The 21,804-nt window shown below is 59.5% G+C and carries 19 protein-coding genes; 9 read left to right on the top strand and 10 right to left on the bottom strand.

Features of this window, described 5'->3' with window-relative positions:
* Positions 1-4: 4 nt before the first annotated feature.
* Positions 5-718 carry a response regulator gene (locus tag ACTM86_RS08410; RefSeq protein ID WP_370450656.1) on the top strand — a complete coding sequence of 238 codons (714 nt, stop codon included), beginning with the start codon at positions 5-7 and terminating at the stop codon, positions 716-718.
* Positions 719-814: 96 nt separating this feature from the next.
* On the opposite strand, the gene rlmKL is transcribed toward ACTM86_RS08410, so the two are convergent.
* On the bottom strand, positions 815-3,382 hold the full coding sequence (rlmKL, locus tag ACTM86_RS08405; RefSeq protein WP_441017105.1) for a bifunctional 23S rRNA (guanine(2069)-N(7))-methyltransferase RlmK/23S rRNA (guanine(2445)-N(2))-methyltransferase RlmL: 2,568 nt from the start codon (positions 3,380-3,382) through the stop codon (positions 815-817).
* A 75-nt stretch (positions 3,383-3,457) separates the two neighbouring features.
* On the opposite strand from rlmKL, the gene ACTM86_RS08400 reads away from it, so the two are divergent.
* On the top strand, positions 3,458-4,288 hold the full coding sequence (locus tag ACTM86_RS08400) for an HAD-IIB family hydrolase (RefSeq protein ID WP_441017108.1): 831 nt from the start codon (positions 3,458-3,460) through the stop codon (positions 4,286-4,288).
* A gap of 42 nt (positions 4,289-4,330) precedes the next feature.
* On the opposite strand, the gene ACTM86_RS08395 is transcribed toward ACTM86_RS08400, so the two are convergent.
* Positions 4,331-5,122, bottom strand: a complete 792-nt coding sequence (locus ACTM86_RS08395) for a DeoR/GlpR family DNA-binding transcription regulator (protein ID WP_441017110.1) — start codon at positions 5,120-5,122, stop codon at positions 4,331-4,333.
* A 348-nt stretch (positions 5,123-5,470) separates the two neighbouring features.
* Here ACTM86_RS08395 and ACTM86_RS08390 point away from each other — a divergent pair, with 348 nt between their 5' ends.
* The 5 genes from ACTM86_RS08390 (at position 5,471) to ACTM86_RS08370 (ending at position 9,480) form a co-directional block, all read left to right on the top strand.
* Entirely contained in the window at positions 5,471-6,181 is a 711-nt protein-coding gene (locus tag ACTM86_RS08390) for a transaldolase (protein ID WP_117564350.1), read from the top strand.
* Between the two features lie 9 nt (positions 6,182-6,190).
* Positions 6,191-6,637, top strand: coding sequence for a PTS sugar transporter subunit IIA (locus ACTM86_RS08385; protein ID WP_154517874.1), 447 nt, complete (start codon positions 6,191-6,193; stop codon positions 6,635-6,637).
* Between the two features lie 75 nt (positions 6,638-6,712).
* Positions 6,713-6,988, top strand: coding sequence for a PTS sugar transporter subunit IIB (locus tag ACTM86_RS08380; RefSeq protein WP_022094539.1), 276 nt, complete (start codon positions 6,713-6,715; stop codon positions 6,986-6,988).
* Between the two features lie 71 nt (positions 6,989-7,059).
* Entirely contained in the window at positions 7,060-8,451 is a 1,392-nt protein-coding gene (locus ACTM86_RS08375; RefSeq protein WP_089573144.1) for a PTS ascorbate transporter subunit IIC, read from the top strand.
* Between the two features lie 324 nt (positions 8,452-8,775).
* Complete coding sequence (locus tag ACTM86_RS08370; protein WP_441017113.1) at positions 8,776-9,480, top strand: transaldolase; 705 nt, start codon at positions 8,776-8,778, stop codon at positions 9,478-9,480.
* A gap of 224 nt (positions 9,481-9,704) precedes the next feature.
* On the opposite strand, the gene ACTM86_RS08365 is transcribed toward ACTM86_RS08370, so the two are convergent.
* The 4 genes from ACTM86_RS08365 to ACTM86_RS08350 form a co-directional block, all read right to left on the bottom strand.
* Positions 9,705-11,852 (bottom strand): Tex family protein, encoded by a 2,148-nt coding sequence (locus ACTM86_RS08365; protein ID WP_441017116.1) that lies wholly within the window; start codon positions 11,850-11,852, stop codon positions 9,705-9,707.
* 475 nt (positions 11,853-12,327) lie between these two features.
* On the bottom strand, positions 12,328-14,247 hold the full coding sequence (locus ACTM86_RS08360; protein WP_441017119.1) for an ABC transporter ATP-binding protein: 1,920 nt from the start codon (positions 14,245-14,247) through the stop codon (positions 12,328-12,330).
* Positions 14,240-16,063: an ABC transporter ATP-binding protein gene (locus tag ACTM86_RS08355; protein ID WP_441017122.1), complete on the bottom strand. Its 1,824-nt coding sequence runs from the start codon at positions 16,061-16,063 to the stop codon at positions 14,240-14,242. Before ACTM86_RS08355 ends, ACTM86_RS08360 begins: the two co-directional genes overlap by 8 nt.
* Entirely contained in the window at positions 16,056-16,562 is a 507-nt protein-coding gene (locus tag ACTM86_RS08350; protein WP_441017125.1) for a MarR family winged helix-turn-helix transcriptional regulator, read from the bottom strand. The genes ACTM86_RS08355 and ACTM86_RS08350 overlap by 8 nt, the downstream gene beginning before the upstream one ends.
* A gap of 675 nt (positions 16,563-17,237) precedes the next feature.
* On the opposite strand from ACTM86_RS08350, the gene ACTM86_RS08345 reads away from it, so the two are divergent.
* Entirely contained in the window at positions 17,238-18,062 is an 825-nt protein-coding gene (locus ACTM86_RS08345; protein ID WP_441017128.1) for a PfkB family carbohydrate kinase, read from the top strand.
* Positions 18,055-18,384 carry a TIGR04076 family protein gene (locus ACTM86_RS08340; protein ID WP_441017131.1) on the top strand — a complete coding sequence of 110 codons (330 nt, stop codon included), beginning with the start codon at positions 18,055-18,057 and terminating at the stop codon, positions 18,382-18,384. Before ACTM86_RS08345 ends, ACTM86_RS08340 begins: the two co-directional genes overlap by 8 nt.
* A 170-nt stretch (positions 18,385-18,554) precedes the next feature.
* Here the strand turns inward: ACTM86_RS08340 and ACTM86_RS08335 are convergent, their stop codons facing one another.
* The 4 genes from ACTM86_RS08335 to ACTM86_RS08320 all read right to left on the bottom strand — a co-directional run bounded on the left by ACTM86_RS08335 (position 18,555) and on the right by ACTM86_RS08320 (position 21,631).
* A complete protein-coding gene (locus ACTM86_RS08335; RefSeq protein WP_117743459.1) occupies positions 18,555-19,001 on the bottom strand; it encodes a low molecular weight protein-tyrosine-phosphatase in 447 nt (148 codons plus the stop codon).
* Between the two features lie 161 nt (positions 19,002-19,162).
* Positions 19,163-20,368 carry a site-specific integrase gene (locus ACTM86_RS08330; protein WP_199407132.1) on the bottom strand — a complete coding sequence of 402 codons (1,206 nt, stop codon included), beginning with the start codon at positions 20,366-20,368 and terminating at the stop codon, positions 19,163-19,165.
* A 72-nt stretch (positions 20,369-20,440) separates the two neighbouring features.
* Entirely contained in the window at positions 20,441-21,046 is a 606-nt protein-coding gene (locus tag ACTM86_RS08325; RefSeq protein ID WP_117734894.1) for a hypothetical protein, read from the bottom strand.
* 63 nt (positions 21,047-21,109) lie between these two features.
* Positions 21,110-21,631, bottom strand: coding sequence for a Rep family protein (locus ACTM86_RS08320; protein ID WP_117743461.1), 522 nt, complete (start codon positions 21,629-21,631; stop codon positions 21,110-21,112).
* Between the last annotated feature and the right edge of the window lie 173 nt (positions 21,632-21,804).

Raw genomic sequence — 21,804 nt, 5'->3', positions numbered from 1 at the left:
CGCTGTGTCGAACTCTGCCATGAAACCGCTCATCTTGGTCGTTGAGGACGACCCCGCCGTCCGCAACCTTATCGTTGCCGCGCTCGAGGCGCACGGCTTGCGCCATATGGCCGTGGAGACCGCCCATGCCGCCATCGCCGCCGCCTCATCGCAGGCACCGAGCATTGTGCTGCTCGATCTGGGCCTGCCCGATATGGACGGCGTCAAGGTGGTGGAGTCGGTGCGCGCATGGTCGGGCATGCCGATCATTGTGGTCTCGGCGCGCAGCGAGGATGCGGACAAGATTCGCGCACTCGATGCCGGTGCCGACGACTACCTGACCAAGCCGTTTTCGGTCGAGGAGCTGCTCGCGCGCATTCGCACGACGCTCAGGCGCCTTTCGTATGCGCAAACGGGCGGCGTTGCCTCCGAGGGCTCGTTCGATACCGGTGAGCTGCATATCGATTTTGATGCCGGCATCGCCACGATGGATGGCGAGGAGCTGCATCTGACGCCGATCGAGTACAAGCTCTTGTGCCTGCTGGCGCACAACGCCGACAAGGTGCTGACGCACCAGTTTATCCTGCACGAGATTTGGGGCACGGCAACTAAGAGCGACCTGGCGAGCCTGCGTGTCTTTATGGGCACGTTGCGCAAGAAGATCGAGTCCGATCCGGCGCATCCGCGCTATATCCAGACGCACGTGGGTATCGGCTATCGCCTGGTCACCCAGGGCTAGATCGCCAACCACCATCCCAATATGAGTTGCGGTGAAATACGGTCTAAATTTGCCTAATTTCCAGGCAAAACAGTCCGTATTCCACCGCAACTTGGTTTATCTGCCCTTGGGCTTGCTGGCGTAGAACTTCTTCTTTTTGGGCTTGCCGGCGCAGGCAGGCTTGCCGTCGCCGCGCGACCCTCGGTCTCCGGCCTGCGCGTGCGCGGGCGCCGTTGCGCGGGGCTTGCGGGCCTCGGGGTTGCGCAGCTCTTCGGTTCGCTCTGCAATCTCCTCGGGGCTAAAGCCGATTTCGGCCATGGCGTCCTCGATGGGCAGGCGGCGCACGATATAGCAATGGTGCACCTTCTGGTTGCGCGCAAAGTCCTCGGGGATGGTCTGCGCCGTAATGTCCTCTAGCACGACGCCCGCGCGCGCGAGCTTGCGCGTCTCGGGGCGGAAGCCGCGCAGGTTGCAGCTAAAGATGGCGTGGCCGCCCTGTGCGAGCAGGCGCGATACGCCGGCCAAAAGCTCAACATGGTCGCGCTGGACGTCCCAGGTGCGGCGGCCCATCTTTGATGAGTTCGAAAACGTGGGCGGATCGACAAAAATCAGGTCCCAGCGGTTGCGCGTCTGGCGCTGGACGCGAATCCAGGCAAGCACGTCGTCGCGCACAAAATGATGCTGCGGACCAACAAAGCCGTTCTGGCGCATATTGCGCTCGGCCCAGTCCAGGTAGGTGTTGGAGAGGTCGACCGTCACAGTTTCCTCGACGCCGCCGTCTGCCGCATAGCAGGTAGCGGTGCCGGTATAGGCGAACAGGTTGAGAAAGCGCCGCGCCTGCTTGGCGTGCTCGCGCACCAGGTTGCGGGTGACGCGGTGATCCAAGAAGATGCCGACGTCCAGGTAGTCGTCAAAGTTGACGGCAAAGGTAAGGCCGCCCTCCTCGATGAGCGGCAGACGACGGCGTGCGATATTGGCGCGCTCGCCCGAGCCGCCCTTGCCGGCGCCCTGCTTGCCGTACTGCGAGCCGCCGCGCGAACGCATGCGGGCCTTGGCGTGCACGTGCTCGGCGGGAACATCTAGGATGCGCGGCGCGATGGCCAGAATGTCGAGCATGCGGGCCTGGGCAAGCGCGGGATCGATGGTCTTGGGCGCGGCGTATTCGGCGATGACGAGCCAGCGGCCCGGCGTCTGCGGGCAGCCCTCGTACAGGTCGATGGCGGCGGAGTAATCGGGCAGGTCGGCATCGTAGACGCGGTAGCAGCTCACGCCCTCGCGCTTTGCCCACTTGCGACGCAGACGGGCGTTCTTGCGCAAGCGGTTGGCGAACTGCTCGGACTCGGGGATGAGCACGGGCAGCGGCTTGCCGTCGCCCAGGTCGAGTGTGGCGGCAGGTTCGGGCATGGGGGTGCTGGCGGCTTTGTCGTTGACTTCGTTGGTATCCGCAACCTCGGCCTCGGCATCTGCGCTGGTCGCAGCCTCAAACGCTGCGGCGGCGTGGTCGAGCGACGGCCAGACTTCGACGGTCGCCTCCTCGTTGTTGGGCATGACGGCGATCGAGCGCTCGGGCTCGGCGTGGAGCGAGCGGGCCAGCAATTCATCGCGGGTGAGCGCGGCGACCGGCGCCGCGGCAAGCTCGGGCGCGCGGCGCAGCTCGCCGACCAGCGTCATGGCGTCGTGCATGAGCGAAAGCGGGGTCTCGGTGGTGTCTGCGACCACGGCGGCACCGGCGACAGCGCCTGCATGGTCCAGCACGGTGGCTGGCTTGGCAGCGCAAAAGTCGACAAAACGCTTGTAGCCGGCGCACTTGACCATGCGCTCGGCAGTCTTGCGGGCAGCGGGGTCAATGTCCACGGCGACGATGCGCGCCTGGCGCTCGCGCGCCGCCGCCTCGCGCTCGCGTGCCTCGGCAAGCAGCTGCTCCCACAGGGCGGCGTCGTGCGGCTGCCAGCCCTCAAAGCCCCAGCGCTCGCGTGCAGCGCCCGGGGCGCGGTCGGTCAGAATGTTCACGGCTTCCAGCAGCAGACCGCCGCCGGCGCACGAGGCGTCGATCAGCGTGGGCAGGGCTTCGTTCTCGTAATCGTCGGCCGTCAACTCGCGCTCGCACAGTGCGGTCCAGCCGACCTGCGCCAGCACCAGGGCGGCGTAGTCGGGGCGCAGCACGTGCGCGCCCTCGCCGGCGCGGGTCGCTGCGGGCGGCAGGCGTTTGAACAGCGGGTCGCCCGAAAGGTCCAGGCTTATGCTCGCGCGGCGCTGACGCAGCGAAAGCAGCAGGTGAACATCGGGATCGGCGGCATCGACATCGGCGCGACGGCCCGTGGTTTCGGCCAGGCGGTCGCACAATGCGTCCTTGGCGCGCAAGGCAGAGAAGCGTGTGTTGCGCAGCTGCTCGGTCACGCCGCGGGCGGTGATGGCGATGGTGGCGCCGGGACGGATGATGTTCTCCCAGGCGATGTCGTAAACGCTATCGTACAGTTCATCGGCATCCTGCGCCTCAAAGCGCCCAAGAACCACGAACACGCGGCTCGCCAGGCGCGACCACAGACAGGCGCGGTAGCCTTCTTCGAGCTCGCCCTCAAACGTAGCGCGGCCCTTCAGCCGGCGGACATGCGAAAGCCCGAGGCGTTTAAGCTCATCGGCGAGTGCGGACTCAAAGCCCTCGGGGCAGCTTGCGTAAAATTCCATGGGTGACCTCTCTGGTTGCGTCGCTCCATTATATGATGGATGCTTCGTTTGCCCTCATCCCCGAAAGGAACCCATATGATTGATGCGTGCCCCGATTCCGCCGTGCTCTTTTTTGACGTGGACGGCACGCTGACGTCGTTCGATCCCGACGATATGACCGATAAGGACTTTTCGGCGGTTCGCCCCTCGCAGACGGTGGTTGAGGCGTTCCGTGCACTGCGCGATGCAGGGCACAAGGCATTTATCTGCACGGGTCGCCCCCTGTGGCTTATCGCCGATAGCCTGCGTGCGCTCGACCCCGCGGGCGTCGTGGCCATGGCAGGCGCCACGCTCGAGGTCGAGGGACGCGTGGTACACGAGGACTGCTTTGACGAGGACGTTATCGAGGAGCTTGCGCGCCGTATGGCCGCGGCAGGGATTGAGGCCTTTTTCGAGACCAACGTGGCTACTTTTGCCCTGGAGCCTGTGGGCGTTGAGCAGTCGTCTCTGATTGGCACTTCTGTGGTGCACAGCACCGAGGAAATGCGCGTCGACGGCAGTCTGCGCGTGGGCAAGGTATGCCTCAGTGTGCCCAGTTTGGCTCGCGTAGCCAATGATGACGGCTTTATCGATTGCGAGTTTGAGCTGTGCAACACCGGTGGTCAGAATCGCGAGCTGAGCCCCAAGGGCATTGACAAGGGCGTGGGCGTGGCGCGAGCGCTGGCGTATCTGGGCCGCGAAGGAAATGCGCGCACCTTTGGCTTTGGCGATTCGGGCAACGACCTGGGCATGCTCGCTTCGGTCGAGACGGCTGTCGCCATGGGCAACGCCATGCCCGAGGTCAAGGCGGTCGCCGACTACGTGACCGACGATGTCGCACACGACGGCACCGTCACAGCGATGCAGCATTTTGGGTTGATTGAATAAATGGCCGGGTCGCCCGCAGGGGGGGCGACCCGGCCATTTGAGCTATTTTGCAATATAGAGCTTGGGATGGCTGCGACTGCTCTCGATCGCCGCCGTCATGATGTCCTCGTCGTCTCCATCAACGATGATGCCATCGAGGTCATCGATCTGCGCGGACTGATAAAAACTGGTCTTGTTGAACTTTCCCTGGTCAACCATCATGTAACTCTGGTTTGAGTTGGTCAGGTACATATGCTTGATCATGGCTGAGAAGTCGTGCTCGACGGTAAAACCGTGGTCGGGGTGGAATCCGTCGGCACTGACAAACGCCTTGTCGGCATGGAGTTTGCTCATGCAGTCGAGCGTTAGTGCGCCCGCGAGATAGAGGTGGCCCTTGCGCACGGAGCCGCCCAGCAGCACTACCGAAGCATTGGGGAGATTAAAGCTGGCATAGTTCGCGATTGCAAGATCGCCGGTGATAATGGTGATCTCACGCTTGTCCATGAGGGCCTTAGCGAAGTAAAAGCCTGTGGTGCCGATATCAATTACCAGAACATCGCCATCATCAACAAGAGTTGCCGCGGTTGCGGCGATGGCCTCTTTGGCCTCGACTTGGACATTGATACGCTCCTCGGGATACGAGATTGCGTTGGAGCGAGAAAGCGATACCGCTCCGCCGCGTACGCGACGCAGCTTGCCTTCGGATTCCAGCGAGACGAGGTCGTGTCGTGCGGTGACTTCCGAAACCGAAAAACGGCGAACGATGTCGGATACCGAGATATTTGGCTTTTCGGCCAGCCAGTTCATAATAAATCGCTGACGCTCGGCCGGTGAAAGGTCTGAAGTAGATGCCATATGCCGCTCCTTTTGAACGAAAGGCAAAAGATACGCCTTTCGTAATCGAAATATAACGTATCGATATGAAAAGGACAAGGCAAAATCGAATGAATCAAATGAACGGAATGGCATGTCCCAAATGCATGCGTAGCAGATAGTTTGCACTTAAATAGCGTGTAGAGGGTCTTGTTCTGAAGGTGCCGCCCAAAAGAAGTACGTTCACACCCGATATTCGACCGTTTACGGAAAGATGACAATTGAGCTTTCGATAGCTTTTGAAATGGTTTATAAAAGAAAACCGAAAAGCTTTTGAAACAAAGAAGAAGGCTTTCGATAGCAATAGTGCTAGATGAGAAAGGACCGAACATGGCGATCAAGGTGTTTGCCGACGGCGCTAACCTCGAAGGCATGCTTGACATGCATGACAATGGTAACGTTCAGGGTTTCACGACCAATCCTTCCCTTATGAAGGCCGGTGGCGTGACTGACTACCGCGCTTTTGCCAAGACGGTTCTTGAGCACATCACCGATGTGTCGGTCTCTTTTGAGGTATTTGCCGACGACGAGGCGGGTATGGAAGCCGAGGCCCGCGAGATTGCAACCTGGGCAGACAACGTCTACGTTAAGATCCCGGCACTCAACACCAAGGGCGAGTCCACCGCCGCGCTGGTCAAGCGCCTTTCTGCCGACGGTATCAAGGTGAATGTCACCACTATCTTCACGCCTGAGCAGGTCGACGAGTTTGTCGATGCCGTCTCTGCCGAGACCCCCTCTATTCTGTCCATCTTTGCCGGTCGCATTGCCGATACCGGCGTCGATCCGCTGCCCCTCATGGCGGAGTCCGTAAAGAAGGCCGCCGTCAAGCCTGCTGCCGAGGTTCTTTGGGCGTCTACGCGCGAGGTCCTCAATATCTTCCAGGCGGAGTCCGTTGGCTGCCAGATCATTACGGTTCCCAATGCCCTTCTTGCCAAGCGCAAGAATTTCGGAAAAGATTTACTCGAGTACTCGCTTGATACGGTCAAGGGCTTCGCCCGCGACATTCAGGCACTTGGTTTCCATATCCTGCCCGAGGAGTAGGGGGCGAGCATGCTGACCGATCTTCTTAAGCCCGAGCTTGTTGCCTGCCACGTCGAGGCCTCCGATTGGGAGGAAGCGATCAAGGCATGCGGTAAGCTGCTCGTTGACGCCGGCAAATGCGACCAGAGCTATGTTGACGCCATGATTTCGTCGGTTCACAAATTCGGTCCCTATATGGTCTTGGAAGAGGGCATTGCCATGCCTCACGCTCAGGCCGATGGCAATGTGAGCGAGGCCGGCATCTGCATTGTCACGCTTGACCCTGCCGTTGCATTTGGACATGAGGATTTCGATCCGGTTCACGTGCTCGTGGGTATTTGCGCACCCGACCCCAAGGCTCATCTTGGCTGCTTGGCGGAGCTTTCGCAGATGTTCGAGGACGAGGACTGCGTTGCCAAGCTCAGCGCATGCGATACGCCCGAGCAGGTTTTGGAGACCATGCGTTCATTCTTTTAGGCCTTAATGGCACGGCGATGCGTCGCCGCTTTTGGATAGACGGAAAACCGTCACGTGTAGGAGAGGAAGGTTGCCATGCATATCATCACCGTATGCGGAAACGGCATCGGGTCTAGCCTGATGCTCGCTGGCAAAGTCGAGGAGCTTTGCGAGGAGGAGGGCATCAAGGCCGACGTTGAGTCTATGGACCTGAACGGTGCTTCTTCCGCAAATCCGGATCTGTTCATCACCGTTAAGGAGCTCGCCCCCGAGCTCCACGGCAACGTTGTGATCGTTCGCAGCTATGTGAACAAGAAGAAGATCCGCGAAGACGCCCTTGAGGCAATCAAGGCGGCCGCTGCTAACGCCTAAAGCGGCATAAAAAAGGGCGGTTCCCTGTGGAAGAGGGAACCGCGCCCACGTTAGAGAGAAAGGAAGCGCAGATGCAAGCCATCCTTCCCATACTTGAGTTTATCCAATCGATTCTGACCAAGCCAGCGTGGATCATGGGTCTGTTTGCCTTTGTGGGCCTTGTTGCGCTCAAGCGCCCTGCCCACAAGGTGATGACGGGAACCCTGAAGCCCATTCTTGGTTACATCATGCTGTCTGCTGGCGCCGCTGTTGTTCAGGAGAACCTTGCTCCGCTGGGGACCTTCATCGAGACCGGTTTCCACATCACCGGCGTCGTGCCTAACAACGAGGTCGTCGTTTCGATGGCTCAGAGCGTCCTTGGCGTTCAGACCATGATGATCCTGATTCTCGGCTACGTCGTAAACATTATCATTGCCCGCTTTACCAAGTTTAAGTACATCTTCCTGACGGGCCATCACAGCATGTTTATGGCTTGCCTGCTGTCTGCCGTTCTGCAGGCATCTGGCTTCCAGGATGTCCAGCTTGTCATCGTGGGCGGCATGTTCCTGGGCCTCGTGAGTGCTATGCTTCCCGCCGTTGGTCAGCGTTTCACCGAGAAGGTTACCGATGGCGATGAAATCGCCATGGGCCACTTCGGTTCACTCGCCTATTACATCTCCGCTGCAGTCGGTACGCTTTTTGCTAAGGACGCCGAGGAGAACAGCACCGAGAAGATCGAGGTTCCCGAGAAGTTTGCCTTCCTGCGCGACACCACCATCTCCACGGCTCTTACCATGGCCTTCTTCTACCTGGTTACCGCTTTTGCCGCTTACATCGCAGACCCTGCGGTCGTTACCAAGACCGCTGGCGGCGACAATGTGATCGTCTATGCCCTGACTTGTGCCCTGTCCTTCGCCGTCGGTGTCACTATCGTCTACAACGGCGTCCGTATGATTCTCGCCGACCTGGTCCCGGCTTTCCAGGGCATCTCCAACAAGCTGATCCCCGGTGCCATCCCCGCCGTCGACTGCGCCGTCTTCTTCCCTTATGCTCCCACCGCCGTCATCCTCGGCTTTGTCGCTTCCTTTATCGGTGGCGTTGTCGGTATGTTCATCGTGGGCGCTACCCTGGGCATCTTCATCATCCCGGGCATGGTTCCCCACTTCTTCTGCGGTGCTACCGCCGGTATCTACGGCAATGCCACGGGCGGTCGCAAGGGTGCAGCTCTTGGCGCTTTCGTCAACGGCCTGCTCATCACCTTTGCCCCGGCCCTGCTCCTGCCCGTTCTTGACGTCTTTGGCTTCAAGAACACTACGTTTGGCGACTTCGACTTCTCCGTCATTGGTATTACGCTCGGCCGCGCTGCCGAGGCCTTCGGTACCACCGGTGTCTACGCGATTCTCGCTGTCCTTTTGGTCGTCGCCTTCGTCCCCAACTTCATCCACACCAAGGGTGCTGTGATCAATCACGTTGAGGAAGAGTAATCTAGGCATACGTTAGGCCCTAATCGGGCGGAGCTCCGATAACCGGCTCCTACACGGAAGCGGTGACGTCTCAAATGAGGCGTCGCCGCTTTTTGTTTTGGAGCGGTTGTGAAAACGCGCCGGTGAAGCGCTGTCTCTGAGTCGCCAATGGAATCAACCGCGATGATTGGCAAAAACGTTTTGCCGCTGGAATGTCGATATAAAAATGGTAAATCTGCAAAACCGTTCGCCGAGAAGATAAAAAACCGCAGCTTACGCCTTGATAAACGTAGGTAAAGTGTTTAGCAGTTTATCGGCCGTATGCAAACGAAAGGAATCAGGCAGATGGCAATCAAGGTGTTCGCTGACGGTGCAAACCTCGAGGGCATGCTCGACATGTACGAGAACGGCAACGTTCAGGGTTTCACGACCAACCCGTCCCTTATGAAGAAGGGTGGCGTGACGGATTACCGCGCGTTTGCCAAGGAGGTTCTGGCCCACATCACCGATGTGTCCGTCTCGTTTGAGGTCTTTGCCGACGACGTCGAGACCATGGAGGTCGAGGCGCGCGAGATTGCTACCTGGGCCGAGAACGTCTACGTCAAGATTCCGTGCGTGACCACCAAGGGCGAGTCCACCGCCGAGCTGGTCCGCAAGCTTTCGGCCGACGGCATCAAGGTCAACGTTACCATCATCTTTACGCCTAAGCAGGTCGATGAGATGGTCGAGGCCGTTGACGCCGAGACGCCGTCCATCATCTCGCTTTTTGCCGGCCGTATTGCCGATACCGGCGTCGATCCCATTCCGTTTATGACGGAGTCAGTCAAGAAGGCCGCTGCCAAGCCCAACTGTGAGGTCCTGTGGGCGTCCACGCGCGAGCTTATCAACATTTACCAGGCCGAGGCCTGCGGTTGCCAGATTATCACGGTGCCCAACAGCATCCTAGCCAAGCGCAAGAACATCGGCCGTGACCCGTACGAGGTCTCGCTCGATACCGTACGCGGTTTTGCCAAGGATATCGCCGCTTTGGGTTTCCATATTCTGCCCTAAGCAAGGGTACCCCCTGCAGCGACGTGCAAAATCGCGAGTTTTCAGCATGGTAAAGACTTTTACCAGCTGGTTGAAGCGCGGAACGGCCCCCGTTTTGGCCCTAAAACGCCAAAACGGGGGCCGTTTTTGCTTTTATGGCCCTCTGAAGCGCCGCGGGGCTATCGGGAGATGCTGAATACTCGCAATTTTGCACGCCGCGAAGAGGGGGACGTCCGCTTTGGCGGCTATTTGCCCTGCACCATGGTGAGGGAGATTTTCTTGCGGTCGCGATCGACCTTTTCGACCCACACCTTGACCGTGTCGCCGACGCGCACCACGTCGCTGGGGTGCTTGACAAAGCGGTTGGCCAGCTTGGAGATATGCACGAGGCCGTCCTGGTGCACACCCACGTCGACGAAGGCGCCAAAGTCCACAACGTTGCGCACCGTGCCCTTGAGCTCCATGCCGGGTTCCAGGTCGTCGATGGAAAGTGCTGAGCGGCTAAAGATCACCTCGGGCGCGTCGTCGCGCGGGTCCCGGCCAGGCTTCTTGAGCTCGTTGACGATGTCGATGAGCGTGAGGGTGCCGCAGTCCAGGTCGCTTGCCAGCGCCGAAATGCTGCCGATGCGTCGCTCGATATCGGGCACGCCGCCGCGGCTGAGCTCGCTTGCCGCCACACCTGCACGCTCCAGGACGGCCGTGGCCACCTCGTAACTTTCGGGGTGGACGCTCGTCGCATCGAGCGGGTTCTTACCGCCGCTAATGCGCAGGAAGCCCGCGGCGTTGAGATATGCCTTGGGTCCCAGCTTGGGGACCTTCTTAAGCTGCCGGCGATCGGTAAAGGCGCCGTTCTCCTCGCGGTAGGCCACGATGTTTTTGGCTACGCTCGGCGTGATGCCCGATACGTATCCCAGCAGGCTCGCACTTGCAGTGTTTACGTCGACGCCCACGCGGTTGACGACGTCCTCCACCACATGTCCCAGGGTGCGCGAAAGCTCGGCCTGGTCAAGGTCGTGCTGGTACTGGCCAACGCCGATGGACTGGGGTGGAATCTTGACGAGCTCTGCCAGCGGGTCTTGCAGGCGGCGGCCCAGGCTCATGGCGCCACGCACGGTGACGTCCAGGTCGGGATATTCCTGGCTGGCGAGCTCGGAGGCGGAGTACACCGATGCGCCGGCCTCGTTGACGATGGTGTATCGCAGTCCAGGCGCCTGTTCGGCGATAAACTCCGAGACGACTTCCTCGGTCTCGCGGCTGGCGGTACCGTTGCCGATGACAATGGTGTTGACGCCGTCCTTCTTGACGAGGCGGGCGAGCTCACGCTTGGTGCCGGCGACGTCGTGGCGCGGCTTGTTGGGGTAGACCACGCCGTGGTCGAGTAGCTTGCCGGTCTCGTCCATGACGGCGACCTTGCAGCCGGTACGGTAGCCCGGATCGAGTGCGAGCACACGGGCGCCGCGCACAGGGCGTGCCGAGAGCAGGCCCTCGAGGTTCTTGGCAAAGACGTTGATGGCCTCGGTCTGCGCGCGGACGGTGAGCTTGGCGCGGGCCTCGCGCTCCAGCGAGGGGGCCATGAGGCGCTTGTAACCGTCGGCGATGGCGGCATCAAAGACGGGCGCAAACACGCCCTGGCGTCGGGGCCAACGGCTGCCGAGGCGCGCCGTGGCGGCAGTGCCGTCGACGTTCACGCGCACGCGGAGCTTGCCCTCGCGCTCACCGCGGTCGATAGCCAGCACGCGGTGGTTGGGAATACGGCGCAGCGGCTCGTCATAGCTGTAGTACGGCTCGTAGGGAGTCTTCTCGGTGGGGTCGGTGGCCTCGACGACGATGTCGGCGGTGTTCTGCGTAAAGGCGCGCAGGTCGGCGACGTTCTCGGGGTCCTCGGCCACCGTCTCGGCCACGATGTCCGCCGCGCCGGCAAGCGCCTTTTCGGGCGTGTCGAAGCCGGCCTCCTCGTTGACGTATGCCGCGGCGGCGTCGAGTGCACTGCCCTTGGCCGAGGCCTGCATGATGATCATGTTGGCGAGCGGCTCAAGGCCTGCCTCGCGGGCCTTCTGCGCGCGAGTCATGCGCTTTTTGCGGTAGGGCTTGTAGAGGTCCTCGACACGCTGGAGCTGCGTGGCCTCGCGAATCTGCTGCTCGAGTTTGGGCGTGAGTTTGCCCTGGGCGTCGATGAGCAGGATGACGTCCTCTTTACGCTGCTCAAGATTGCGCAGGTAGGACAGGCGCTCGTCGAGTGCGCGCAGGGCGACGTCGTCCATGCCGCCCGTGGCTTCCTTGCGGTAGCGCGAAATAAAGGGGATGGTGTTGCCCTCGTCGATGAGCTTGACGGCTGACTCGATGTTGGCGGCCTTAAGGTTGAGCTCGCGGGCGAGCTGGGCGATAAGATCCATGGGACTCCTTGCGTTTAAGGTGCGTTTGCAGCACAGGGCTACCAAGGATACCACCCGACGTTCTACCAAAGCAGTCTTTTTGGGACGGGGCTTTTTTAGCTACGGCGTTCCGTTAGCTTGACCAGTCTTTTTGGGACGGGGCTAAATTAGCTGTTTTTGGATTAGGGCTCAGTTGCGATTTGTTGATTCATCGATATTGGGATGGAGAACCAGCTAATTTAGCCCCGTCCCAAAAAGACTGTTCCTCCACCACCTCCCAAATTATCCTTACAAAACGAGGCCCCGGCCAAACGGCCAGGGCCTCACCGCTTCTTTTCAGGCTGCGAGAAAAGACCGTGTGCGCAGGCGCTCCCCGAGGGAGACGGGGGTGTTTGCTCCGCGCGCAGTTTCGCAGCGAAGCGAGAATGTTTGAGCACGGAGTAAACACCCCGTCTCCCTCGGGGAGCTCCGTTGGGAGCGTAGGGGATGTTTTGAGCTACTCCAGCTCAAACGCTCCGGTATAGAGCTGGTAGTAATATCCGCGCTTGGCGATCAGCTCGTCGTGGTTGCCACGCTCGATGATGCGGCCGTGATCCAGGCAGATGATTGCGTCGGCGTTGCGCACGGTGGACAGGCGGTGCGCGATGACAAACGTCGTGCGGCCCTCCATGAGCTTATCCATGCCCGCTTGCACGATGGCCTCGGTGCGGGTGTCGATGCTCGACGTGGCCTCGTCCAGAATCATTGCCGGCGGATCGGCGACGGCAGCGCGTGCGATCGAAATCAGCTGGCGCTGGCCCTGCGACAGCTGCGCGCCGTTGCCGGTGAGCATGGTGTCGTAGCCGTCGGGCAGGCGGGTGATAAAGTCGTCGGCGCCCGCGAGCTTGGCCGCCGCGATGCACTCCTCGTCGGTGGCGTCCAGGTTGCCGTAGCGGATGTTGTCCATCACAGTGCCGGTGAACAGGTTCACGTCCTGCAGCACCACGCCCAGCGAGCGACGCAGGTCGGACTTGCGAATCTTGTTGACGTTGATGCCGTCGTAGCGGATCTTGCCGTCGGCAATGTCGTAGAAGCGGTTGATGAGGTTGGTGATGGTCGTCTTACCGGCACCGGTGGCACCGACAAACGCGACCTTCTGGCCCGGCTTGGCATATACGGACACGCCGTGCAGCACCTCGTGGTCGGGCGTATAGCCAAAGTCGACGTTGTCCATGACCAGGTCGCCGCGCAGCGGCACGTACTCGATCTCGCCGGTCGCGCGGTGCGGGTGCTTCCATGCCCACATGCCGGTGCGGTGGTCGGCTTCCTCGAGCTGCCAGGTCTCGGGGTTCACCTGTGCGTTGACGAGCGTCACGTAGCCCTCGTCGGCTTCGGGCTCCTCGTCGAGCAGCTCAAAGATGCGCTCGGCGCCGGCAAGGCCCATGACCACGGCGTTGATCTGCTGCGAGATCTGGCCGATCTGGCCGCAGAACTGCTTGGTCATGTTGAGGAACGGCACCACGACGGCGATGGAGAGCGCCATGCCCGAGAGGCTCAGGTTGGGCACGCCCAGCTCCAGGAAGATGCCGCCGGTCAGCGCGACCAGCACGTAGAGCAAGTCGCCCAGGTTCCCGAGGATCGGCATGAGGATGTTGGCGTACATGTTGGCCTTCTGCGAGACCTCGAAGAGCTTCTCGTTGCGCTCGTCAAAATCGGCCTCGGCAGCGGACTCGTGACAGAACGCCTTGACGACTTTCTGGCCGTTCATGACTTCCTCGATATGGCCCTCGACCACGCCGAGCTCGGTCTGCTGCGCGATAAAGAAGCGCGCGGAGTTGGAGCCGAGCAGCTTGGTCATAAAGGTCATAAAGGCGACGCCGGCAACAATGACCAGACACATCCACACGCTGTAATACAGCATGATGAAGAACACGGTGACGATGACGATGATCGTCATGAGCAGGTTGGGCAGCGATTGGCTGATCATCTGACGCAGCGTGTCGATGTCGTTGGTGTAGTGGCTCATGATGTCGCCGCGCTGGTGCGTGTCGAAGTAGCGAATCGGCAGGTCCTGCATGCGGTTGAACATCTTTTCGCGCAGCTTCTCGAGCGAGCCCTGCGTGATGACGGCCATGGCGCGGTTCCAGAAGAGCGAGGAGGCGACGCCCACGGCGTAGATGCAGCCGAGGGTGGTCACGAGCTTCAGAATCTTGGGCTGCGCGGCCGTCCAGTCGCCCGACTGCCACGATTCGCTAATGACCTGCAGCGCGCTCTGGAGAAACGTCGCGCCGATGGAGTTGATGATGGCGCAGAGCACAACGCCGGCGACGACGAGGGGCAAAAGCACCGGGTAGAAGCCAAAGAGCATCTTGATCAGGCGCGTCATGGTGCCGCCCTTGCGGTTGCGCGCGCGCTCGGCGGTAGCGGCCTTACTCATGTGCCTCGCCTCCTTCCTGAGTCTGAGCTTGCGGTGCGGATGCCTCGGTGTCGGCTGCGGCGGTCTCGCCTGCGTCCTCGCCTTCGGCACTCATCTTATTTTGCGAGGTAAAGGTCTCGCGGTAGATCTCGCTCGTCTTGAGCAGCTCATCGTGGTTGCCGATGTCCTTGATGCGGCCGCCCTCCATGACGATGATGCGGTCGGCGTCCTGAACGGAGCTGATGCGCTGGGCGATGATGAGCTTGGTCGTGTTGGGCAGGTAGCTCGCCAGGCCCTCGCGGATCTTGGCGTCGGTCTTGGTGTCGACGGCGCTCGTGGAGTCGTCCAGGATCAAGATCTTGGGGCGACGCAGCAGGGCACGCGCGATGCACAGGCGCTGCTTCTGGCCGCCGGAAACGTTGGAGCCGCCCTGCTCGATCCAGGTGTCGTAGCCCTTGGGGAAGCCGTCGACAAACTCGTCGGCGCAGGCCAGATGTGCGGCCTCGCGGACTTCCTCGTCGGTGGCGTTCGGGTCGCCCCAGCGCAGGTTCTCGGCGATGGTGCCGCTAAACAGCACGTTTTTCTGCAGGACCATGGCTACCTGGTGGCGCAGCGCGTCCAGGTCGTAGTCGCGCACGTCCACGCCGCCGACGCGCACGGTGCCCTCCGTGACATCGTACAGACGGGCGATCAGGTTCACGAGCGTCGACTTGGCCGAGCCGGTGCCACCGATAATGCCGATGGTCTCGCCGCTCTTAATATGCAGGTCGATATCGTCGAGCGCCTGGCGGCGGGCATGCTCGGAATACTTAAAGCTCACGTGATCGAAGTCGATGGAGCCGTCGGCAACCTCGTGCACGGGCTCGGTCGGGTTAGCGATCGTGGGCTCGGCGGCCAGCACCTCGGTAATGCGGTGCGCCGACTCATCTGCCATGGTCACCATGACAAAGATCATCGACAGCTGCATTAGGCTCATCAGAATCTGGAAGCCGTAGGTAAAGATGGAGGAGAGCTGGCCCACATCGAACAGGGTGCCCTGGCTCGTGATGATGAGCTTGGAGCCCAGGTAGATGATGATGACGAACGCGCCGTTGACGCAGATGTTCATCATGGGGTTGTTGAAGGCGAGCAACTTCTCGGCGCGGGTGAAGTCCATCTGGACGTCGCGCGCGGCGGTGGCGAACTTCTCCTTCTCAAAGTCTTCGCGCACGTAGCTCTTGACCACGCGCATGCCGGTGACGTTTTCCTCGACCGATTCGTTGAGCGCGTCGTACTTGCGGAACACGCGGGTAAAGATCGGGCGCACCTTATAGATGATAAAGAACAGGCCAAAGCCCAGCAGCGGAATGATGACCAGGTAGACCATGGCGACGCTGCCGCCCATGGCGTATGCCATGGTAAAGGCAAAGACCAGCACCAGCGGCGAGCGCACGGCGATGCGGATGAGCATCATAAAGGCCTGCTGCACGTTGTTGATGTCGGTGGTGAGGCGCGTGACGAGCGAGGAGGTCGAGAACTCGTCGATGTTGGCGAAGCTGAACGTCTGGATCTTGTAGAACAGGTCGCGACGCAGGTTCTTGGCAAAGCCGCAGCTGGCATGGCTGCAGGTGATGCCCGCGGCGGCGCCAAAGGCGAGTGACGTCAGTGCGATGAGTACGAGAAGGCCGGCGGTGGGCAGCATCTCGGTAACGGCGGTGCCGTCCTTGATGGCGTCGATCATGTCGGCGGTGATAAACGGGATCATCATCTGGCAGATTACCTCGCCAAGCACCAGCAGCGGCGTAGCGATCGTGACCTTCATGTAATCGCGGATGCTGCCCATAAGGGTTTTAATCATCCAGTTCCTCCCAGGTTACGCGGATTTTCTCGAGCATCTCGGCGAGCTGTTCACGCTCGTCGTGGGTGAGCGCGCTAAAGGCCTGTTCCCTAAAGCGGATGCGCGAGGCTTGGTCGATGCGGGCCTTCTCCCAGCCGATCTCGGTTAGGCGAATGGTGAGTTGCCGTCGATCCTTGGGGTTACGGCTGCGCTCAATGAGGCCGTTGAGCTCGAGCTTGGACAGGATCTCGGAAAGCGACCCCGGCTTGAGGCCGAAGTGCATGCCGAGTTCCTGCTGCGACATCTCGCCGCCGGGCTGCTTGGCCAGTAGGCAGATGATGGGCGCCTTGCCGGACACGCCTCCGCCATGAAAATGCATGTAATGGCCGCAAAAGCCCAGGTTATTGAGGATGCGCTTGGCAAGCTTGTCTTCCGAGCTAACCGCTTCGGATACATCCGCCGGCTGTGACGGGTCGCCGCCGGGCTCGTGCGAGCAAAGGCTAAGAGGTTCATCGCACATGAATTAGTGCTGCTCCTTTCTTTAGTTAGGTAGTGGAATTGTTTTGTGCCTAATCAATTTAGGAGCGTGAGAAATCAAAGTCAAGGTACCAAACTAGTGGTTACGCGGTTTTACCAAACCGCGTAACGGCTCGACGCTGCAAACCCGCCAGAGCGGCAATCTGCCTTTCAACTTCGGCGGCATGACCAGAAGGTCAATGCCGCCTCGTTTCAAGGCACCTTGCTCACTCTGGCGGGTTTTCGCTGACTTCGTCAAAACATCGGCGTTGCCCTTGTTGGGATAGTCGTTGGGGACGTTCTTGTTTGACTAGTCGTTTAAGAACGTCCCCAACGACTAACTTAAAAACTATGCCGGATTACGGGGCTGAATGACGGATTGCCGACCATGCCGAAATTGGTAAAAAGAAAACCGCAGGTAGAAGGTTCGCTATGATTTGAAAATAAGGGGTGTGGTTGGCTCATTCAGGTTCAGCCCCGTAATCCGGCATAGTTTTGAAATGGCACTGAATAAGTGGCGGCAAATGAGCCGCAATGAAGCAAGCTAGCCCCTCGTTTCCGAAACCTTTCCGCAACAATTTGCCCTTCGTGCCGCTCGACTCCGCTCGCAACGTCCCCTGCGCTACACTTAGTTGCACTGTGGCGCCGTTGCGCCGCGCCCGATCCAAGGGGGACACTCATGAAGAACACTCAGCTGTTGCTGATCAACGATATGTGCGGCTACGGCAAGGTCGCGCTTTCCGCCATGCTGCCGGTGCTGTCGCACATGGGTTACCGTATCCACAATCTGCCGACGGCACTTGTGTCCGATACGCTCAACTATCCCAAGTTCTACATCCACGACACCACGGAGTACGTGCGTCAGAGTCTTGCCGTCTGGGAAGAACTCGGCTTTGAGTTCGACGCCATCTCGACCGGCTTTATCGTGACCGAGGAAGAGGCGCGCATCATCTCGGACTTTTGCCACCGCCGTGCGCAAAAGGGCACCAAGGTGTTCGTCGACCCCATCATGGGCGACAACGGCAAGCTCTATGCGGGCGTGCCCGAGTCCACGATTAGCCTTATGCGGCACCTGCTGGAGTGCGCAGACTACGCGGTGCCCAACTATACCGAGGCGTGCCTGCTTGCCGATAGGCCTATTGCCGAGCAAATTACGCCCGAAGAGGCCCGCGCCCTTGTGGACGCCGTGCGCGAGCTGGGTGCCAAGTCGGTGGTTATTACGAGCGCCGTGGTCAATGGCACGAACGCGGTTATCGGTTACGACCATGTGGCGGGGGAGTACTTTACGATTCCCTTTGAGCTTATTCCGGTCTATTTCCCGGGCACGGGCGATACGTTCTCGGCAGTGCTCGTCGGCCGCGTTATGGCAGGTTGGAGTCTGCAGCGCGCGACGTCCGATGCCATGCGTGTGGTGGCCGAGCTTATCGAGCGCAATGCCGACCAAGAGGACAAGTCTGCCGGCCTGCCCATCGAGGCCTGCCTGGATGTGATCGACCATGAGTAGCGCCAGCGAAAGCGGCCCCGAGCCCGCGAGCGAGGGCAAGTTGCTCGGCGCGCCACGCGGCAAGCGCCCACGTATCCGCATTAGCTGCGTGGACCAGCTGGGCACGTGCCGCTGCCACCATGGCCACACGCCCGGCGACGTCTTCGACTTCGACCGCGATCGCGGCAAGATGTGCTCCATGGCCTGCCATGTGGGCTTTCCCTATATCGACATCCTGCGCTACGGCGGAACCGTGCCCGGCAACGAGCCCGGTACGGCAAAGTTCTGCTGCCCCGAGGTCGATACGTTGAACGTCTGGCTCGCCGAGATCGTCGACGAGTAATCGAGCGTGGATTTTCTCCCACCAAGATAATGAGCGTGGATAATCTCCCGTTTAGAGCGCCGTTTTGCGTTCAAAGTGGGAGATTATCCACGCTCAATTTGTATGCGGGAGATTATCCACGCTCATTTTATGCCGATGGCGTGGCTCACGCATCCGCGCCGCCCGGGCGCCTACAGTTGCTCGAGCATGGCCGTGCAGCCGGCGAGCACATCGCGGTAGGTGGCATCGAAGTTGCCGGTGTACCAGGGATCGGCGACGTCGCCGGGGCGATCGGTCCAATCCAGCAGCCGCGAAATCTTGCCGTCGGCATCGTCGCCGAAGATGCGACGCAGGCCGCGCGCGTTCTCGGCATCCATATAGACGATGTGGTCCCAGTCACCATACTCCGCGCGACGAACCTGGCGCGCGCGGTGCGCAACGACGGGAATCCCGACCTCGCGCAGCTTGGCGACGGTGCCATGATGCGGAGGGTTGCCAATCTCCTCGGTCGAGGTCGCGGCAGAATCAATGACGAACTCCGCCTCGCGCCCAGCACGGCGCACCAGCTCGGCAAACACCGACTCAGCCATCGTCGAGCGACAGATGTTCCCATGACAGACAAATAGGATTTTGCGCATTGGCTAAAACCTCTCGAATATCAGAGTTTTCGCAGATAATCGCACTGCTTTTTGATCCCTCGTCAAGGACAGAATATCAAATTGATTCATAAATGAGCGGATTATTCTTCTTTCCAGCGTCGTAAGAATTGTCGTAAAGAACGAGGGTTTACGACTTGTTGTCACAATGTTGACCGTCCTTTGCATCCAATTTTCAGCATATCCTCTCTGACGTCGTCGAAATCAAGATGGGTGTATGTGTTAAAAGTCACGTTGATGTCGGAGTGGCCCATGATGCATTTTAGCTTCGCAGGGTTCATTCCCCTGCGTGCCATCTTCGAGCAGAAGGTATGTCGGCAGACATGTGGTGTGATTTTGGGAAGCTCATCCTTGTAGATGCGATTATGTTTCTCTATCGCGTGGTGGAAGTACTTCTCCCAGTGCAGGGCAACACGCGGCATCTCGTTTTTATCAAGAAACAGAAAACCGCTAACACCGTCAACGACCGGCTCACTCGAAGGCTTTAGACGTTGCGCAAGGATACTCCTGAAACACTCTGTCACGGCTTGAGTCATGGGAACATAGCGGATCCCGCTCTCCGTCTTGGGACGTTCGATGTAGTATCGCATGTTGCTGGTCCGCTGAAGTTGCTTGTTTACCCGAATGCTTCCGTTTTTGAAATCAAGGTCTTCGACGGTAAGACCGCAGAATTCAGAAATGCGCAGGCCCGTATTTAGAAGGATGTAGATGGCGTCACGATAGCGGTGAAAGTGTTCATCGCCCTCCACGAAAGCAAGAAATCTGCGTTCTTGGTTAGTGGCCAAGGCCTTGCGTGTAACCATGTCGTTTGTCAGTATCGTTGCGAGCTCGAAATAGAAGGGATTTCGGCGAATCAGGCTGTTCTCCTCTGCCAGTTGAAACGCCGGTCTCAGAACACCACGGATGCTATGGATTGTGCTATAGCGCTTGCCGTGGATTTTTTGCAGGTTGATGAGCCATTCCTTGGCATCAAGGGAGGTGACACCGCATATTCGTCGCGAGCCGAATTCATCTGTAGCAAGAAAATTGAGGATCGTCTTGTAGGCGGCTCGAGTGGATTGTTTCACGGCAGTCTTTGTTTCAGTGTAACGAGATGCGAGTTCGTAGACTGTCATATTGTTCGGCGCGACCTTATCAAGCAGATCGCGCTGGATCTCATGCTCCAACGCGCGCAAGCACGGACTGGCTTTCTTCCCCTTCGGAGTTAGATCATGAGTTGTCAAGGTCCACGAGTAGACGCTCCGCGTTTTACCTCTTGCATCCACATACTTGAAGCAGTAACGGCCGTTTTTTCTCTGGCTTTCCCCGCGTCTGAGGATTCGCCCTTTGCTGTCTTTTCTCACAGTCACTAGCAGGCTCCTTCCTGTTCAGAAAAGAGCCCCGATGCGATATTTCAAGATTATCGCACGGGGCCCGATTGGTTAAGCTGTCAAGTGCGAAACGGTGTCGAGAAGCTCTTTATAAAGAGCGTTGGCGCAGGACGAGGGGGCGAGTCCTCGCGCATAACTCGAATATGGGTTTGTACGAGAGGAACCTTCGACCGGCCAGTATCCGTCGAGATCGTGCCTAAACTCAGAGAGACAGATCTCCCTCGTCTGCATCTCCGCAACGACGGAGAGGCGCCTCTCAAGTTGACCAAATCCGTCGACATCGTTTTGCGGACGATAAGTCGCGGATCGGCGCATCTGTTCTCCATAGAATTCCAAGGGGCTGTAGGGCGTCGTGACGATTACGAGATCGGCGGCTATCGCTTTGTCGGAATATCGGGACGGTGCCATCACCTCATGCTCCATCGCATAGGGATCCGTGATGCGAAGCAGGTCGGCGTAGGGGATGGATGAGGGACGAAGTTCGTCAAGAATCACCGTGTGCTTGCCCTCATACCCCTGAAAGATGTCTCTCGTAGATCCAGAGACGAAGAACGGTTCGCCCTTCCGCTTCGCATAGAGCTTTGCGAGGGTGGACTTCCCCGTTCCAGCAGGCCCGAAGATCCAAACTGATTCCACCCTTCTTTCGCCCTTGAGCATCAACCCCCGCCATTCCCGGGCCTGAACCTGAAGGCGGCGTGCATAAACGTCTTCGATCTGACGCTATGTCCGGGCATATTCGGATCCGGAGAGCTGAGAGATCAAGGACTCCTTGTCGATACGACCTTCGAGAAGGTCATCGAGAAGGACTTTGATGCTGCTATGGGACCTCGTTCGAGCAACGCGCGACTCAATAGAAGCAAGTAGCGCTGGGTAATCGAAATTGGAGCGCACGATTTTGGGGTCGTACTGATGCTTGGATCGTGCGCCATCCGTTCTGTGGCACAGGTAGGAAAAACCGTTTTCCACACCTGCCTTCCAAGCCTCGATGCGCTCAGGTTTATCTCCAAGGAGCTTCGCGATGCTATTGAGCGAGCGCGGATTCTGGAACTCCATCATCACGTGAAGATGCGCGGCTGCCGGACGTCCCGCGTCCGTCGTGTCGCTGTCGTGCACGATGCCCGCATAGCGCTTCGGGGCGAGTGTTTCGATTCTTCGGTACATTTCGTCCACAAGACGGGGCAGGTGATCGAGCTGCTGCTCGTACATCATCGCGCGGGTCTTCATGGGCAGAGAATTGGTCATGGTTCCGAGTCCTTTCTCGTAAATGAGCTATTTCGGGACGATTTTGGAACGCGCCCGAGGGTGGGACTGCGGACAAAAAGTTGGACCGTTGAGGTCCGGAACGGAGTCCGCATGGCATACAGTAGGAGAATGGTGGAGAGGGCCAGGGCGCTTCGCGGCGCCGGGCTCACCGT

Origin of the sequence: Collinsella sp. HCP3S3_E11 (assembly GCF_052067375.1) — a bacterium.
GTDB lineage: Bacteria > Actinomycetota > Coriobacteriia > Coriobacteriales > Coriobacteriaceae > Collinsella.
The sequence above is the reverse complement of the archived record's forward strand: the minus strand, read 5'-3'. Positions and strand labels throughout refer to the sequence as shown.